Annotated in this window: 14 protein-coding genes; 10 read left to right on the forward strand and 4 right to left on the reverse strand. The window is 48.4% G+C overall.

Features of this window, described 5'->3' with window-relative positions; all coding sequences use genetic code 11:
- The first annotated feature begins 75 nt into the window (after nt 1–75).
- Entirely contained in the window at nt 76–1,656 is a 1,581-nt protein-coding gene (gene serA / locus AC56AD_RS07670) for a phosphoglycerate dehydrogenase (protein ID WP_012508257.1), read from the forward strand.
- A gap of 92 nt (nt 1,657–1,748) precedes the next feature.
- Here the strand turns inward: serA and AC56AD_RS07675 are convergent, their stop codons facing one another.
- The 3 genes from AC56AD_RS07675 to truA all read right to left on the reverse strand — a co-directional run bounded on the left by AC56AD_RS07675 (nt 1,749) and on the right by truA (nt 5,738).
- A complete protein-coding gene (locus tag AC56AD_RS07675; protein ID WP_012508258.1) occupies nt 1,749–2,936 on the reverse strand; it encodes an ArsA family ATPase in 1,188 nt (395 codons plus the stop codon).
- Between the two features lie 272 nt (nt 2,937–3,208).
- Nucleotides 3,209–4,894, reverse strand: a complete 1,686-nt coding sequence (locus tag AC56AD_RS07680; protein ID WP_012508259.1) for a lytic transglycosylase domain-containing protein — start codon at nt 4,892–4,894, stop codon at nt 3,209–3,211.
- Nucleotides 4,895–5,006: 112 nt separating this feature from the next.
- Nucleotides 5,007–5,738, reverse strand: a complete 732-nt coding sequence (gene truA, locus AC56AD_RS07685; protein ID WP_012508260.1) for a tRNA pseudouridine(38-40) synthase TruA — start codon at nt 5,736–5,738, stop codon at nt 5,007–5,009.
- Between the two features lie 83 nt (nt 5,739–5,821).
- Here truA and AC56AD_RS07690 point away from each other — a divergent pair, with 83 nt between their 5' ends.
- The 9 genes from AC56AD_RS07690 to AC56AD_RS07730 all read left to right on the forward strand — a co-directional run bounded on the left by AC56AD_RS07690 (nt 5,822) and on the right by AC56AD_RS07730 (nt 15,385).
- Complete coding sequence (locus AC56AD_RS07690; protein ID WP_012508261.1) at nt 5,822–7,732, forward strand: alpha-amylase family protein; 1,911 nt, start codon at nt 5,822–5,824, stop codon at nt 7,730–7,732.
- A 60-nt stretch (nt 7,733–7,792) separates the two neighbouring features.
- Nucleotides 7,793–8,704, forward strand: a complete 912-nt coding sequence (locus AC56AD_RS07695) for a carbohydrate kinase family protein (RefSeq protein WP_012508262.1) — start codon at nt 7,793–7,795, stop codon at nt 8,702–8,704.
- 39 nt (nt 8,705–8,743) lie between these two features.
- Complete coding sequence (locus tag AC56AD_RS07700) at nt 8,744–10,504, forward strand: sodium:solute symporter family protein (protein ID WP_012508263.1); 1,761 nt, start codon at nt 8,744–8,746, stop codon at nt 10,502–10,504.
- An 11-nt stretch (nt 10,505–10,515) separates the two neighbouring features.
- Complete coding sequence (locus tag AC56AD_RS07705) at nt 10,516–11,094, forward strand: Maf family protein (protein WP_012508264.1); 579 nt, start codon at nt 10,516–10,518, stop codon at nt 11,092–11,094.
- Between the two features lie 189 nt (nt 11,095–11,283).
- Entirely contained in the window at nt 11,284–12,240 is a 957-nt protein-coding gene (locus AC56AD_RS07710) for a zinc-dependent alcohol dehydrogenase (RefSeq protein ID WP_041526772.1), read from the forward strand.
- Between the two features lie 20 nt (nt 12,241–12,260).
- Complete coding sequence (locus tag AC56AD_RS07715) at nt 12,261–13,802, forward strand: ABC transporter ATP-binding protein (protein ID WP_012508266.1); 1,542 nt, start codon at nt 12,261–12,263, stop codon at nt 13,800–13,802.
- Nucleotides 13,803–13,817: 15 nt separating this feature from the next.
- Nucleotides 13,818–14,855: an ABC transporter permease gene (locus tag AC56AD_RS07720; RefSeq protein WP_012508267.1), complete on the forward strand. Its 1,038-nt coding sequence runs from the start codon at nt 13,818–13,820 to the stop codon at nt 14,853–14,855.
- 92 nt (nt 14,856–14,947) lie between these two features.
- Nucleotides 14,948–15,148 carry a DUF2934 domain-containing protein gene (locus AC56AD_RS07725; protein ID WP_012508268.1) on the forward strand — a complete coding sequence of 67 codons (201 nt, stop codon included), beginning with the start codon at nt 14,948–14,950 and terminating at the stop codon, nt 15,146–15,148.
- Between the two features lie 63 nt (nt 15,149–15,211).
- Nucleotides 15,212–15,385, forward strand: a complete 174-nt coding sequence (locus AC56AD_RS07730) for a hypothetical protein (RefSeq protein ID WP_012508269.1) — start codon at nt 15,212–15,214, stop codon at nt 15,383–15,385.
- A 6-nt stretch (nt 15,386–15,391) separates the two neighbouring features.
- Here AC56AD_RS07730 and AC56AD_RS07735 read toward each other — a convergent pair whose 3' ends face one another.
- A complete protein-coding gene (locus tag AC56AD_RS07735; protein ID WP_012508270.1) occupies nt 15,392–16,126 on the reverse strand; it encodes a PASTA domain-containing protein in 735 nt (244 codons plus the stop codon).
- Between the last annotated feature and the right edge of the window lie 36 nt (nt 16,127–16,162).

Consider the following 16,162-nt stretch of genomic DNA (forward strand, 5'->3'; position numbering starts at 1 on the left):
TGCAAATAAAAAGGTGTAACCGCCATTGAAACATTATCCAATAAAATTACAGGCAATCCATAATCAAACAAAAATATGAACGTACTGATCACTGACGGTATTGACCCTCAATGCGGTCAGATACTCACTCAAAACGGTTTTACGGTAACCGAAAAGCCAAAAATCAGCAAGGATGAACTCAAGGAGATCATCGGGAACTTTGACAAGTTGATCGTCAGGAGCGCAACGAAAGTTACCGCAGAAATTATCGAGTGCGGCACAAAGCTGAAACTTATCGGAAGAGCCGGAGCCGGAGTGGATAACATCGACCTTGAGGCTGCCACCCGCAATGGCATTATCGTAATGAACACCCCTGGAGGAAACACAGTTTCCGCTGCTGAACACACCTGCGCCATGATGCTCTCCGCTGCACGTCGTATCCCCCAGGCAACAGCAGATCTGAAGCAGGGAAACTGGAGTAAGACAAAATTTTCCGGCGTCGAACTTGAGGGTAAAACCCTTTCTGTGATCGGTCTTGGAAAAATCGGGCGTGAAGTAGCATCCCGTATGCAGGCATTCGGAATGAAAACAATTGCCTATGACCCCATGATCCCTGACGAATATGCTGCAAAACTCAACATTGAGCTCCTTCCCCTGCATGAAAATTTCATGCGTGCCGATTTTATCACTATCCACTCATCCCTTAACGAATCAACCCGTAATCTGATTTCAAAAGAGACGCTTGACTTGATGAAGGATGGAGTAATCATCGTCAACTGCGCCCGAGGTGGAATTATTAATGAAGCCGATCTTGCGGAAGCCATTCTTTCCGGAAAAGTCTCTGCTGCGGCACTTGATGTTTTTGAAACTGAACCCGTCAGCCCTGATAATCCACTTCTCAAACTCGATCAGGTTATTGCTACCCCGCATATTGCCGCATCCACCAGCGAAGCTCAGGAAAAGGTTGCCATTCAAATCGCCGATCAGATTGTCGAGTGGAAGCAAACAGGAAAACTCAAAGGCGCCGTTAATGCCTCCGCTGTCGAACTTGCACAGGCCCCGGGGGTACGCTCATATCTTACACTGGCGGAAAAACTCGGAGCTACACTGGCACAAATGGCTCCCGATCAAGCCAACAAAATGACCGTCAGAACCTCTGGTGAGTTCCTTCACACCTTCAATGAAGTCATTACAGCGGCAGCCCTTAAAGGCTTTCTTGATGTCAGGCAGTCGAAAGACACCAATTACATTAATGCATTCACCATGGCAAAAGAGTGCGGCATAAGCCTGGAGCAGAAATTTGAAAAAGAGAATCCGGACTATACCAACCTGATCCGCATTGAACTTGAGAACGGAACAACAAAACGCATGATCGGCGGCACCATCTTTGGTGAGAAGGAGATCAGGATTGTCATGATCGACCAGTTTCTTGTGGAATTCAAACCGGAAGGCAACATCATTATTTACAACAATACCGACAAACCAGGCGTCATTGCCAATGTCACCCAGTTACTGTTGCAGCATAATCTGAATGTCGCCTATGTGGCCCTTTCAAGGGATGAGGAGAAAAATATGGCAATGACCGCAATTGTAGTTGATGGTGAAGTTACACCGGTGTTACTCGATGAAGTGAGGAACGTTAATGGTGTTGATGTCGCCAACCTTGTTTCGCTCTGAACTCTGAAAAAGAAAAAACAGTCAACAAAAAACCTGCCATCGTAGCAGGTTTTTTGTTGTGTTCATAGTAAATAAGAAGCGAACCACCCTGATTATTTCGCCTTTTCGAAATCAACACTCAGCCACTTGTCTTCATAAGAGGCGCCTGTTGACTCCATGCCGGCAAGAAAAATCGGAAGGGCAACAATTTTCTGGTAATCACCAATACGGATAGTAAGATCGTCGCCAAGTTTGAGGATTTTTGGCTCCAGTCCCATGTTTTCCATAAAAGGCAATCTGACGCGAACCTTGTAATGACCATCAGAAACCTTCTTGATATCAATAGGGTTCTCGTTGAAGAAGACATCGAGAGGATTCAGGTCACCATAAACTTTCTCACCTACCCTGCGAAGCATCGGAAGACCAACAACCTCATCATCAAACAAAGGTACTTCGGTGATCGGTATTGGTGCAAAAGCCTCACTGATCTGATCAATGTACTTCTGCTGAATAGCACGCCACTTCTGGAAATAAGGATCGGGACTCTGATCTGGCATAACGCGGTTAATCGTAATGCGGTCAACCGTAATGCCGTAAAGATTAAGATAGGTCAAGGCACGCATAGACTCCTTGATCACCATCTTTTCAGGATTCATGACAAGCCGCATGGTCGTTTTTGAACTGTCGGCCAACAAATCAATAATCCCTTCCGTAGAAGAAAAAAGATTGTCAACCTTATCATAAACTTCCACTGGAGCCACAAAATCGTCCATTTTCTTGATTTTCTTCGAAAGCGGCCTGAGAACCGGCTTTACCATAAATTTTTCGACATTACGGATAAGCTTGATAAACCATCCAAATGTTTCAGGCAGGGAGAGCAGACGAAGTGTTTCACCGGTTGGTGCGCAATCAACAACAAGAAGATCATACTCCTGCTGCTCATTGTAACGTTTAATATACGAGAGGGAAAAGAGCTCTTCCATACCTGGAAGCACACCCATCTCCTCAGCATAAACCCCCTCAATTCCACGAGATTCCATCAAATGAGCGAAGTGCTCCCTGACTACATCCCAGTTCAGATTGAGATCACCAAAAACGCTGACTTCCTGACCCCAAAGATTTTCAGCAACTTTTACTGGCGAAGGTCCTAACTTAACATCGAGCGAGTCACCCAGACTGTGGGCCGGATCGGTAGACATAATGAGGGTCTTGTACCCCATATCTGCTGCCTTAAGCGCTGTTGCGGCTGCTACAGAGGTCTTACCAACACCACCTTTTCCGGTAAAAATGATATTACGCATACGTTTTAGTTATTCTCATTTAAAGAATTATTGAATAAAGCGGTTTCTACCAACAATTATTCTCCGTCAGTTGTCCAACCTGAAAAGGCCTAAGATAACAAATTATCCATAAATTGAATACGACGAAAACAATTCCGATACTAAAAAAATCAGCCCCCCCCCAAAAAAACAGATTGACCCTTGAGAGCTGCTCACATCCCTGTCAACAAGCTGAACAAGAACGCGTCAACACAAAAACCAGCGGGATCAACAAAAGTCTTTTCCCTTGATGATCAACGCCTGCGCTTCCGGGAATGACGAGTATGTCTTGCTTTTTTCGCTTTTCGATTCTTTGCAGCCGAAACCTTCCGGGATGATGAGTGCTTCTTTGTGGTGAAGGTCTCACCCTCAACCTTGAGACGCTGACCAGGAAGAACTTTCATCCTGCCACCCAGATTGTTCAGCGCCATCAAATGCTGAACGGTAGTATGATACTTCCTTGAAATAGAGAGAAGCGTATCGCCTCTCCGCACCCTGTAACGTATTATTTTTTTACCTCCACCATCATTGCCTTTTGGCTTATCCACCTGTGCAGAAGTGCTGTTATCCGGTGCGCCAAAAACGATAAGCTTCTGACCCGGAGTAACATCGGCATCCTTAAGGTTATTCCACGCTATGAGCTGACTGATGTAGGCACGATACAACCGTGCAATAGAGCCCAGACTTTCTCCTGATTGCACGATATGTACTTTCTGGGCATTGTCTGCAGCTCCCGACTCAACAGTGCGGCTGCGAGGCTCAGCATTGAGACTTTCAAGCCGGGCATAAAGATTCTCACGCTCCAGCGTTGCTGCAGACTTGTAAGCATAGATCTCCTCTTCACGCTTCTGGAACTGAGCAACATATCTCCTTGGAAGTCTGATGACATTGGGAGAAACAGATGCCGCTGCAGGAATAATACCCAGTTTATATTGCGGATTAAGGAATCGGAGATCACCCATCGGCACACCTATGGTCTCACTGATCTGTTCAAACGACAAAAGACGTGTCGTTTTCAGCGTATCAATATCCTGATACAAAAATCCCGGTTCAACCGGACGAATATTGTGCTCATTGTAGTAACTCATAATATAGTTCACAGCAATGAACGCTGGAACGTAGCCCCTGGTCTCTGCCGGAAGGTAATCCCATATTGCCCAATAATCCTTTATTCCTCCAGCCCTCCTGATAGCCTTGTTGACATTTCCCGGACCGGAATTATAAGCAGCAAGGGCAAGGAACCAGTCTCCATAGATATTGTAGAGATCCCTTAAATGCCTGCTTGCAGCAACTGAAGCCTTGTAAGGGTCATAACGATCCTCAATAAAGGAAGATGACTGCAATCCGTACATTTTTCCGGTTCCGTACATAAACTGCCATAACCCTTTTGCCCCGGCAGAAGAGACCGCCGTCGGATTCAGGGCAGATTCCACAATAGCGAGATACTTCATCTCAAGAGGCACATTGCAGGCATCCAATTTCTCTTCAAAAAGAGGAAAATAGAGTTTGCTCAATCCCAGAATTTTAGCCGTTGAGCTTCTCCTGTCAACAGCATAAAGTCGTATAAATCCGCGAACATGCTCATTAAATACGAGATTTATCGGCGTTTTACGTCTAAGTGCGGCCATCCTTGCCACATATACCGAATCACTGAACTGGGGTACAAATGTTGCTGGAAATCCGAACTTGTCACCCTCCCGGGCAGGAACAGAAAAATGTTCATCCTTGAAATAGGTCGCATTCACCAAACTGTCAAGAATCTCGGCAACAGTCGACCTGGCAAACTGCTCTTTGCTATTGGTTTGAGATTCTGCAGCACGAACCGGAAAAACCGGCAACTGGAAAAGAAGTGCTGAAAGCAACACCTTAAGCAACGTATACGAAAAGCTGATTTTCACAAGCGGCAGTTTTATTTGGGCAGTGGTTGTTAAACGATCCATGCTGCAACAGCAAAAATCCCTGTGTAAACTATCGGAGTAACATAAAAACAGTTCCTGACTATTACAATAATCGTTTGCGTTTATCTGTAAACATGAGCAAATGACGCCAGCATCAGTAGAGTACGTCCCAGAGAAAAAGACCTGCCGGCAATGCTGGATTAAGCTGACTGGTCGTGACCCCGGTTTCAAGCATCCGACAGAAGTCCCCAACCGAAAGCCTCCCCTTTCCTGCACGTATCATGGCATCCACCAGATAGCGCACCATACTTCGCAAAAAGCGATCCGCTGAAATCCGTAGAACAAGGTAATGTTTGCAGGGGTACCATTTGCAAGCCGTTACGCTACATATCCGACCCGGGTTATCTCTGTCTTCCTTTGAAAAAGCCGAGAAATCATGAGTACCGACCAGGATGGCTGCCATTTGCTGCATAATCGCTACATCAAGCTTACCGAACGAACAGCCCGCAAACCGCCCATAAATCGCCGAAGGCTCCTCGATAAGGAAATAGCGGTATTGCCTTTCTTTGGCACTATGCCTTGCATGAAAATCAGCATCAACCTCTTCGGGATTGCTTATCCTGATTGTTTGAGGCAGAAGCGAGTTCAGTGAATGCACAATCCGGGATGGCTCCAGAGATGATGCTGTAAAAAAGTTTGCCGTCTGAGCCCTGGCGTGAACCCCCTTATCCGTTCTCCCTGCTGCAGCAAGAGAGATCTTTTCCTGCAAAATTTTACCAAGTGCGACTTCAATCTCCCCCTGAACGGTAACAATAGCACCCGACTGCCGCTGCCAGCCGGCAAACGAGGTTCCGTCATATTCAACAGTAACCCTTATGTTCTTCATAAAGAGAAATAAAATCTTTAGTACATTAGCTTTCCAATAATAGTTATCTTCCCGTCATCTACCAGAAAAACAATTACATTACGTTGCAGAAAACTCACCTTGCATCGCTCCTTCATGCGCTGAAAAGCCTGAAAAGCCCTGAAACCGAAAACCACTACAATGTTCCCGGCATCTGGAGCGGGAAAGAGAGCGGTACTGAACAGGTCAACCCTGCTGCTTACTTCGCTCAAATTATCGAAACAATCCTGAACAGCCGGGAAAACCCTGCCCGAAAGCCACAAAATCCCGACTGGAGAAGCAGTGCTGTAGTCTATAACCTCTTTATCCGTACCGCAACAGCTTTTGATCATGACGGTGACGGTTCAATCAGCACAGAGCCTCTTTCATGCGGATTCAGAGAAACAGGCACTCTGCTCAAAGCCATAGCGCTCCTGCCGTATATAAAGAATCTTGGTGCAAATACCATCTATCTTCTTCCGCTCACAGAAATAGGAACAACGTGCAGAAAAGGAGTTCTCGGTTCCCCCTATGCGGTCAAAAATCCGCGAAAACTTGATCCCCTGCTCGTCGAACCGGTACTTGAACTTTCAGCGGAACTTCTCCTCAAAGCATTTGTCGAAGCGGCACATCTCCTTGATATGTACGTTGTGCTTGAATTCGTCTTCAGGACAACCGCCATCGACAGCTCATGGATAACAGCTCATCCCGAATGGTTTTACTGGATTAAAGAGAATGAATGTACGCGCAATTACGGTCCCCCCCATTTTGACCGGGAGACACTCAACCGGATTTATGAGGTAGTTGACCGCCACGAACGGCACAACCTCCCAACCCCCCCTTCAGAGTACCGGGAACAGTTCGTTGCCCAGCCCGTAACACTCTGCGGAGAAGAAGACCTTCAGGGCAACGCAGCAGACGGAACATTATGCCGAATTGCAAGTGCCTTCTCCGACTGGCCCCCTGATGACCAGCAGCCCGCATGGAGCGATGTCACCTATCTGAAAATGCATACCCATGATGCATTCAATTACATCGCTTACAACACCATCAGAATGTACGACAGTGCCCTTGATGATCCCGCCACCTTCAACACAAGCCTCTGGGACGAGATCGCTGATATCATTCCCTTCTATCAGGATGAATATCAGATTGATGGCGCAATGATCGATATGGGCCATGCACTGCCAACACAATTAAAACAGACAATTGTCCGCAAGGCACGCGAAAAAAGAGCCGATTTTGCCTTTTGGGATGAAAATTTCAATCCCTCTCCCGAAATTCTGGCTGAAGGGTTCAACGCCGTCTTCGGTTCACTCCCCTTTGTTATCCATGATATTGTTTTTATCAGAGGGCTCTTGAACCACCTCAACAAAACCGGCGTCGCACTGCCATTTTTCGGTACAGGCGAAAATCACAACACACCGAGAGTCTGTTTCCGTTATCCCTGCCAGGAAGCTGGACGGAACCACTCCATCTTTATCTTTACACTCAGTGCCATACTGCCAACCATCCCGTTTCTTCAGTCGGGCATGGAGCTCTGTGAATGGTATCCCATTAACCTCGGCCTGAATTTCACTGCCGAAGACCGGACTCTTTACCCTCCCGAAAAACTCCCTCTTTTCAGCGCATTCAGTTTCGACTGGGAAAACAGCAATGGTCTCAGGCCACTCAACGGCTATATCCGCAAAATTCTCGAAATACGGGGAAGCTATCTCGACCTCATACTCTCGGGCGAAGCCGGTTCAATAACCATTCCCTATATCAGCCAACAGGATCTTTTTGCCGTGATGAGAACTGCAGCCGGTCGATCACTTCTGTTTGTCGGTAACAGCAACATCAACGATACCAGGAGTGGTTTTCTTGAGTTCAGCATGGAAAACTGCTCCCTGTACGACTTGATCAGCGAAACACATCTGCCGATCAAGGAGCATCGGCTTGAGGTGAGCTGCAAACCAGGAGAATGCATGCTGTTTGAATTGCCTCCCGAGCTTTGAAATACAATCATCGAAAACGTAACTTCCGTACTTTTCCATTAACCAAACCCATCGCTTCTTATGTCTATTCTCATTGTAGGCTCACTTGCCTTTGACGATATCGAAACCCCTTTTGGACGTTCCGACAACACCCTTGGCGGATCATCCACCTACATTGCCCTCTCGTCAAGCTATTTTACCGACAAAATACAAATGGTCGGCGTTGTCGGATCAGACTTTGGGAATGAACATTTCGAACTGCTGCACTCCAGAAACATCGACACCAAAGGGATACAAGTGATTGACGAAGGGAAAACCTTCCGCTGGGCAGGCCGCTACCATTACGACATGAACACCCGCGATACGCTCGACACCCAGTTGAACGTCTTTGCTGATTTCGATCCCGTTGTTCCCGAGCAATACAGGGATGCCGAATTTGTCTGCCTTGGCAATATCGACCCGGAACTGCAACTCAAGGTGCTCGACCAAATCAACAAACCGAAACTCGTCATCCTTGACACCATGAACTTCTGGATCGAAGGGAAGCCGGAAGAACTTAAAAAAACCCTTGAAAGAGTTGACATTTTCATCATCAACGACAGCGAAGCAAGGCTTTTCAGCGGTGATCCCAACCTTGTCAAATCAGCAAGAATCATCCGCCAGATGGGCCCAAAAACCCTGATCATCAAAAAAGGAGAGCATGGTGCCCTTCTCTTTACCGAAACAGGCATTTTTTCTGCTCCGGCCTATCCACTCGAATCCATTTATGACCCAACCGGTGCCGGCGACACCTTTGCGGGAGGTTTTATCGGACACCTTTCCCGCTGCGAAACCATCACTGATACCGAATTGCGCCGGGCGGTTCTCTACGGCAGCGCCATGGCAAGCTTCTGTGTAGAAAAGTTCGGAACCGACAAGATTGCAGCTCTTAATCTGCTTGAAATCGAAGATCGCTACCACAGTTTTCGTGAACTTTCAAGAATTGACGAATAAGGCGATCCCCTGGCCACAACAATTTCAGGAAAAAAAGTGATGGAACAGCTCACCCTCCTTGATTACAGTTTCATCGTCGGCTACCTCCTGCTGACGCTCGGTATCGGCCTCTGGTTCTCCTCACGCGCATCAGAAAATGTGGGGGAATTTTTTCTTTCCGGCCGAAAGCTCCCCTGGTGGATTGCCGGTACCGGTATGGTAGCAACAACCTTTGCTGCCGATACCCCCCTGGCGGTTGCAGGGTTTGTAGCCAAAAACGGCATTGCCGGCAACTGGGTATGGTGGACCTTTGTTTCAGGCGGAATGTTGACTGTATTCTTTTTTGCCCGCCTCTGGCGGCGGGCAGAAATTTTGACTGACCTTGAATTCATTGAACTGCGCTACAGCGGAGCGGCAGCCCGTTTCCTGCGCGGTTTCAAAGCAATCTATTTCGGACTCTTCATCAACGCCATAATTATCGGCTGGGTCAACCTCGCCATGTTCAAGATTATCAGAATCATGGTACCGGAACTGAACCCCGAACTGACCATTGTGGCCCTTGTGCTGCTGACCACCTTTTATTCCGGCCTTTCCGGCCTCTGGGGGGTCTCCATTACCGATGCCGTGCAGTTCGTCATCGCCATGACTGGTTGTATCATTCTTGCAGTTCTCGCCGTTCAGTCGCCCGCCGTCGTCTCTGCCGGAGGCCTTACAAAAGCCCTTCCTGCATGGATGTTCGACTTCTTTCCAACCTTCAGCTCATCATCAGGAAAAAGTATCACCGGAGCAGTTGCCATGCCGTTCATCTCCTTTGCTGCTATGGCCTTTGTTCAGTGGTGGTCTTCATGGTACCCTGGCTCCGAACCGGGCGGAGGGGGCTATATTGCCCAACGCATGATGAGCGCCAAAAACGAAAAACACTCGCTCCTTGCCACCCTCTGGTTTACAGTTGCCCACTACTGTCTGAGACCCTGGCCATGGATCATCGTCGGTCTGGTCAGCCTCGTCATGTTTCCCGATCTTCCCGCAAACCAGAAAGAAGACGGGTTCGTCTACGTCATGAAGGCCGTACTGCCTCCCGGACTGAAAGGACTGCTGATCGCCGCCTTTCTTGCTGCCTACATGTCAACACTCTCAACCCATCTGAACTGGGGAACAAGCTACCTGATCAACGACTTTTACAAGCGCTTCCTGAAAACTGACGCCAGTGAAAGACACTACGTAACCGTTTCCAAAATCACCACATTCCTGACGGCTGCTTTTGCACTCTATATCACCTTTTTTGTGCTCGACACTATCACCGGAGCATGGGAGTTCATTATCCAGTGCGGCGCAGGCACCGGCTTTGTCCTGATTCTCCGCTGGTTCTGGTGGAGGCTCAATGCCTGGTCGGAAATCACCTCCATGGTGGCACCCTTCATCGCATTCACCTGCTTACAGCTTTTTACCACCATAACTTTTCCTTTTTCGATTTTCATCATCGTTGCCTTTACCATTACCACAACCCTCATCGTCACCTTTCTGACACCACCAACCGAAACCACCCAGTTGGAAACCTTTTACAGAACAACCCGGGTCGGAGGCCTGCTTTGGAAAAAAATCTCAAGAAATCTGCCCGACGTTAAATCCGATACCGGCTTCGTCATGCTCTTTGTTGATTGGGCACTCGGCATTATCATGATCTATGCCATCCTGTTCGGTACCGGAAAATTCATCTTTGGCGATATTCTCCAGGGTTCACTCTATCTTGGTGCAGGAGTCATTGCCGGATCCTTTATCTTTGCTGACCTGAACCGCAGGGGCTGGAACAACCTGAACTGACACCATAACTCATGGGTAAACCCGCTCTTATTCTCGCATCGCAGTCACCAAGACGACGCGATATTCTCTCGCTGACACTCATCCCATTTGAAACGATGGCAATTGAGACCAGAGAAACGCTTGACCCAACATCCTCAATTGAGGAGAATGTCACCAAAATAGCCCTTGAAAAAGCGGAGTGCGCAGCAGCCTTGCTGCCGAAACAGAACGGGAAAACCATTATTCTCACAGCCGATACCGTTGTTGCAAAAGGAAACCGGATTTATGGAAAACCGGCAGGATTCGACGAAGCATTCGAAATGCTCAAAAGCCTCCAGAACCGCTCACACCGAGTCTACACCGGTTTTGTACTGCTCTGCTGTGACAAAATCCACACCGAATGCGTAACCACCACTGTGGAACTGGAGCCGATGTCCGACAACGAAATCAAGCGCTACATCCTCTCGGAAAAACCCTACGACAAGGCTGGATCCTACGGCATTCAGGATCCCCTGATGGCCTGTTATATCCGGCGAATTGAAGGGTGCTACCATAACGTTGTCGGACTGCCACTTTCAAGAGTCTGCAAGGCGCTTAAAACATTTTTATAATCCATACAATCGATCAGACATTCAGCGCTCTCATGAAAAGAAAATCACCTCCCCGAATTTTTTCATGGATAGCTCATGAGACGTGGATGAGCATTTTTCTTTCCGTTTTACATATTTGCGCACCCTCGTTATCTTCCGCCTTCTACGCTCTGAAATAACCGTTCAAGATGTAACCCTATACCTATGACCATGAAGGGAGAAACCCAGGCGATTGTCCTGCAGAAAGCCAACAAGCTTAAATTGCAACGTGCTGCATATCATGCCAGTGAACCCGGCGATGTTCTGGTAAAAACCATTGCGAGCACCATCACGCCGGGATTTGACCGGCTTCTTCTGACCAACAAGGCGGTATCAAGCCGGGTTTTCAAATATCCCATCATGCCTGGCAGTGAAGCTATCGGCCAGATTCTCACAATCGGCCCAAGCGTAACAGAGCTGCAGCCCGGCGATTTTGTCTATGCCTTCAAGGGAGATCGCTGGAGTGGAATCGAACCCTATGGAGGCTGCCATGCGGAGACCATCCCCACATCTCACGAGAACCTCTTTGCCCTTGGCCGCCCTCCCATCCACAGGGATCTGCTTATCGGCCTTCTTGCCTATGCCGTCAGCGCCGTGGAAAAGGTACCTCTTGATGCTTCGTCAAGGATTCTTGTACTTGGTCTCGGCTCGGTCGGACTCATGGTTGCCGAATACCTGCAATCTCTCGGCTATAAACACATCGATGCCGTTGAAACCTTCAGCATCAGGGGACAACTCTCCCATGCTGAACATATCGCTCTCGATATCGACGATTTTACCCAGGATTTCAACAACAGCTACGATCTTATTATCGAAACCACCGGAAGGATTCTTCTTGTGGAAAAAGCTGCCCGGCTGATGAAAGCACAGGCAATTGTCCTGCTGATGGGCAACTATGAGGTTATGGCCTATGACTACAGACTGATACAGCATAAGGAGCCCGTCATCATCTGCTCCGGCATTACCACCGGTTCTCACCTGAAGGAGGCTTTTGCTGTACTTGAAAGCGGAAGAATTGAGACTGAAAAATTTTTCACCAATGTCTTCCCCGTCGCACAGTACGAACTGGCCTATCGCAAAGCGCTTGACAGCAAAGATTCCATCAAGACCGTGTTGAGCTGGCTCTAAGCACGGACAACCTTCACGCTATGAGTGTTGCCATACAGTTGAGAAGTATCTCAAAAAAGTTTGGAAATTTTTCCGCAAACAGCAATATCTCACTTGAGGTGAAGGAGGGAACCATTCACGCCCTGGTCGGGGAGAATGGAGCGGGAAAAAGCACGCTTACAAAAATCATCTACGGCATACACCAGCCGACCTCAGGCGAAATGATCATATCGGGTAAAGCTCTCCGCTTCACCTCTCCCCGTGACGCCATCAACGCAGGTATCGGCATGGTTCATCAGCACTTTATGCTTGTTCCAGAGCTATCAGTCACCGAAAACATTATCCTTGGCAATGAACAAAGTAGACTTTTTCAGCGCATTCCCCTGAAAAAAAGTAAAGAGCAGATCCTGAAAAATGCCCAAGCCTACGGGCTGGCTGTCGACCCTGATGCTCTGGTTGGAAACCTCAGTATCGGAGAACAGCAGCGAGTTGAAATTCTCAGGCTCCTCTTTCGTCATGCCGCCATCATGATTTTTGACGAACCGACTGCAGTGCTCACCCCTGCTGAAACGGAATCCTTTTTTGCAACACTCCGCTCCCTTCGCGACACGGGAAAAACCATTATCCTCATTACCCACAAACTGGACGAAGTACTCGCCGCAGCCGACATGATCAGTGTAATGAGAAGAGGTGAAATCGTCGGTACCCTGCCAGCCTCTTCCGCAACAAAAGCAGAGCTTGCACGGATGATGGTGGGACGCACTCTCCTTTTACGAGTCACCAATCCAGAGCCCACCCCTGGCCAAACAATTCTCTCCATCAAGAAGCTCGGGTTTCGCACCAGAAAGGGTGCACTGAAACTCCATGACCTCACCTTGAAGATCAGAGCCGGTGAAATCTATGGCATTGCAGGAGTTGAAGGCAACGGACAAAGTGAACTCCTGCAGGTACTCTGGGGGCTTGTACCTGAAGGATGCATCATCTCTGGCGAAGCCTTGCTCCAGGGAGAGCAACTCATCGGAAAAAAGCCCGCCGAAATAGCCCTAATGGGCGTTTCACACATTCCTGAAAACCGCCTGCGCCATGCAGTTATTACCAACTACACCGTTTCTGAAAACCTCATTTTCGGACGACATCGGGAGCCCTCTTTTCACCGGGGAATTGGTTTCAACAACCACGAACTCGAACGGAATGCCGCAGAGATGACCACCATCTACGACATCAGATGCGGCTCCCCCTCCCGGCAGCCGCTCAGCACTCTCTCGGGAGGCAACCAGCAAAAGGTCGTCCTCGCAAGAGAACTCAAACGACCTGCCATCTCCCTTCTTCTCCTTGCCCAGCCAACCCGGGGCGTTGATATCGGCGCCATTGAAACAATCCATAAAAAAATTCTTGAAACACGCTCAACAGGCGTAGCAATCCTTCTTCTCTCCTCCGAACTTGATGAGATCACGGCACTGTCAACCCGCATCGGATGCCTCTATAAAGGTTCGATTCGCCATGAATTCAGTCAGAAAGAGGTAGAACTCAAAAGAGAGTCCGAGTATGAGTTCCAGAAAGAGATCGGCCTTTATATCACCTGAATAGATATCCCTGCCATGAGTAGAAAGAGCCTCACATTGCTCATCCCCATACTCGCGATCCTCACAGCTTTTGTTGTCAGCAGTCTGCTTATTTTCATGGCAGGTCGCGATCCGGTCATGATTTTCCAAAAAATGTTTCATGCCACACTTGGCTCGCCATACGGAACCGGGCAGGTGCTCTTCAAAATGACAACACTTGTTTTTGTAGCCCTTGCCGTTGCACTCCCCTTCCAGGTCAGACTCTTCAACATCGGTGCTGAGGGGCAGCTTCAGATGGGCGCCTTTGCAGCAGCAATGACCGGAGCAATGCTTCCTGCCTTCGTCCCACCACTTGCAGCAATCACGCTCTGTATCATATCGGCAATGGCGACAGGTGCATGCTGGGCGCTTGTTGCGGGCGTGCTCAAAGTACGCTTCGGCGTCAATGAGGTCATTGCAACCATCATGCTCAATTTTATTGCCCAGGGTATTACCGGATACTTGCTTACCTGGCACTTTGCGATCCCCTCAACAGACCACACTCCACCAATCACGGCCGCAGCAACCATACCAACTTTCGATACCGTAACAGGCTGGTTCGCCAACTCACCAGCAAATCTCAGTACACTGCTTGCTCTCACTCTTGCCCTGCTCTTCCAGATTCTGCTCTTTCATTCAAGATATGGCTATGAGATGCGAGCTGCCGGCATGCAACCTGATGCTGCCCGATATGGAGGAATCAATGCCGGGATGCATACACTCACCGCAATGGGTATCGGTGGCGCTGCAGCCGGTCTGGGAGCCGCGAACCTCGTCCTCGGCTACAAACACTACTATGAAGCTGGAATAAGTGGAGGAATCGGCTTTACAGGAATCGCCGTCGCACTTCTCGCCGGTGCCCATCCGTTATGGATACTTCTCTCAGCCCTCTTTTTCGGAGTCCTCGAATATGGAGGACTGACCGTCAATGCATACATCCCAAAGGATATTTTCATGATCATTGAAGCCCTCACCATCCTTCTCGTCATTACCTTCAGCGCTCTTGGCAGAAGATGGCTGCATGAGAAAAATTAAATAGCCAGCCCTCTACCCTGTTACAGGATTATTTTTTATCTTGGGGATGCTTCCACAAGCTCATATCTACCGATAATAAAGAGACGGAAACAATGGGAAAAAGAAACACAGAAAAAGAGAGCGAAGATAAATATCCTGCAAAAAAAAGGAAAAAACATGACTTCGCCGTTACACCGGAAATGCGCGAAGAGCGCTTGAAGATAGCCGCATACTACCGGTGGGAACAGAAAGGAAAGAAACACGGTTCAGATTCCGACGACTGGCTTGAAGCTGAAGACACGCTTACTGACTGAACCTGCACTGCAAGGCCATTCCGGTGAACGAGTGGCCTTTTTTATGATTATCAACACCTCACTATGATAAAAAAAAGCATCTCCTCTCTTTGGGGATCACTCTCAATTATGTTCGCTGGCCTCTGGCTGGTTGGGCGAATCATCATGGAATATTTCGGTATCATCAGCGACGGCAACGACCGGACGACCGGCATAAAAGATCTTCGGGAAGAGTACAAAAAAGCCAACTATAAATGATTGCGTCTACTCTTCCATGATGACCACCGTAAGCGCCACCGGCTGGTTGGGCGAAACGAGAGAACCTACCCCAGGCCTCTGGCTGATGACCGTATTGGGAACAAGAAAAGCTGAATATTCGGTAGCAACCCTTCCCATAGGGAGGCCTGCTTCCGCAATAGTACGCTCTGCCTGAAGAAGAGACATGCCGAGAACATTCGGCACTGCAATTTTTTCCGCACTCTGTACCGGCGCCTCATAACGACCGATAACGACCGAAACAGAAGAGCCTGACTTTACAGTTGCCTCGGGCGGAATTGACTGACTCAGCACCCGTCCATCCAGGTCAGGACTGGTAACGATGTTGAACTGGACATCCGCAACATCCATATCCATACGAAGGGCAATCTGACGCGCCTCGAATTCAACTCTTCCGAGAAGATCCGGCATAGTAAACGAAGGCTTTTCGCGCTTGTTAACCACCAGATAGACATTCCTGCCAGGTTTTACCTCCGTTCCCGCTTCAGGAATCTGGGAAAGAACAATATTGGAATCAACACGGCTGAGATATTTGACATGGTAGCTTTTTTTTGCCTCAAATCCGGCTCGCCGCAATCGCCCGGAAGCCTCATCATAATCCATGTTAAGAACATCAGGAACAACCTTGACACTTCCCTGTGAAATATAGAAGGGCATTATCAGCTTGTCGAGCATCACGACAAAACCGATGCATAAAAGAATGATCAACCCTGCTTTTTTCATCTCGCTTGTGGTACCATTATTTCCTCAATTATCCTC

It is taken from the genome of Pelodictyon clathratiforme (assembly GCF_982375515.1).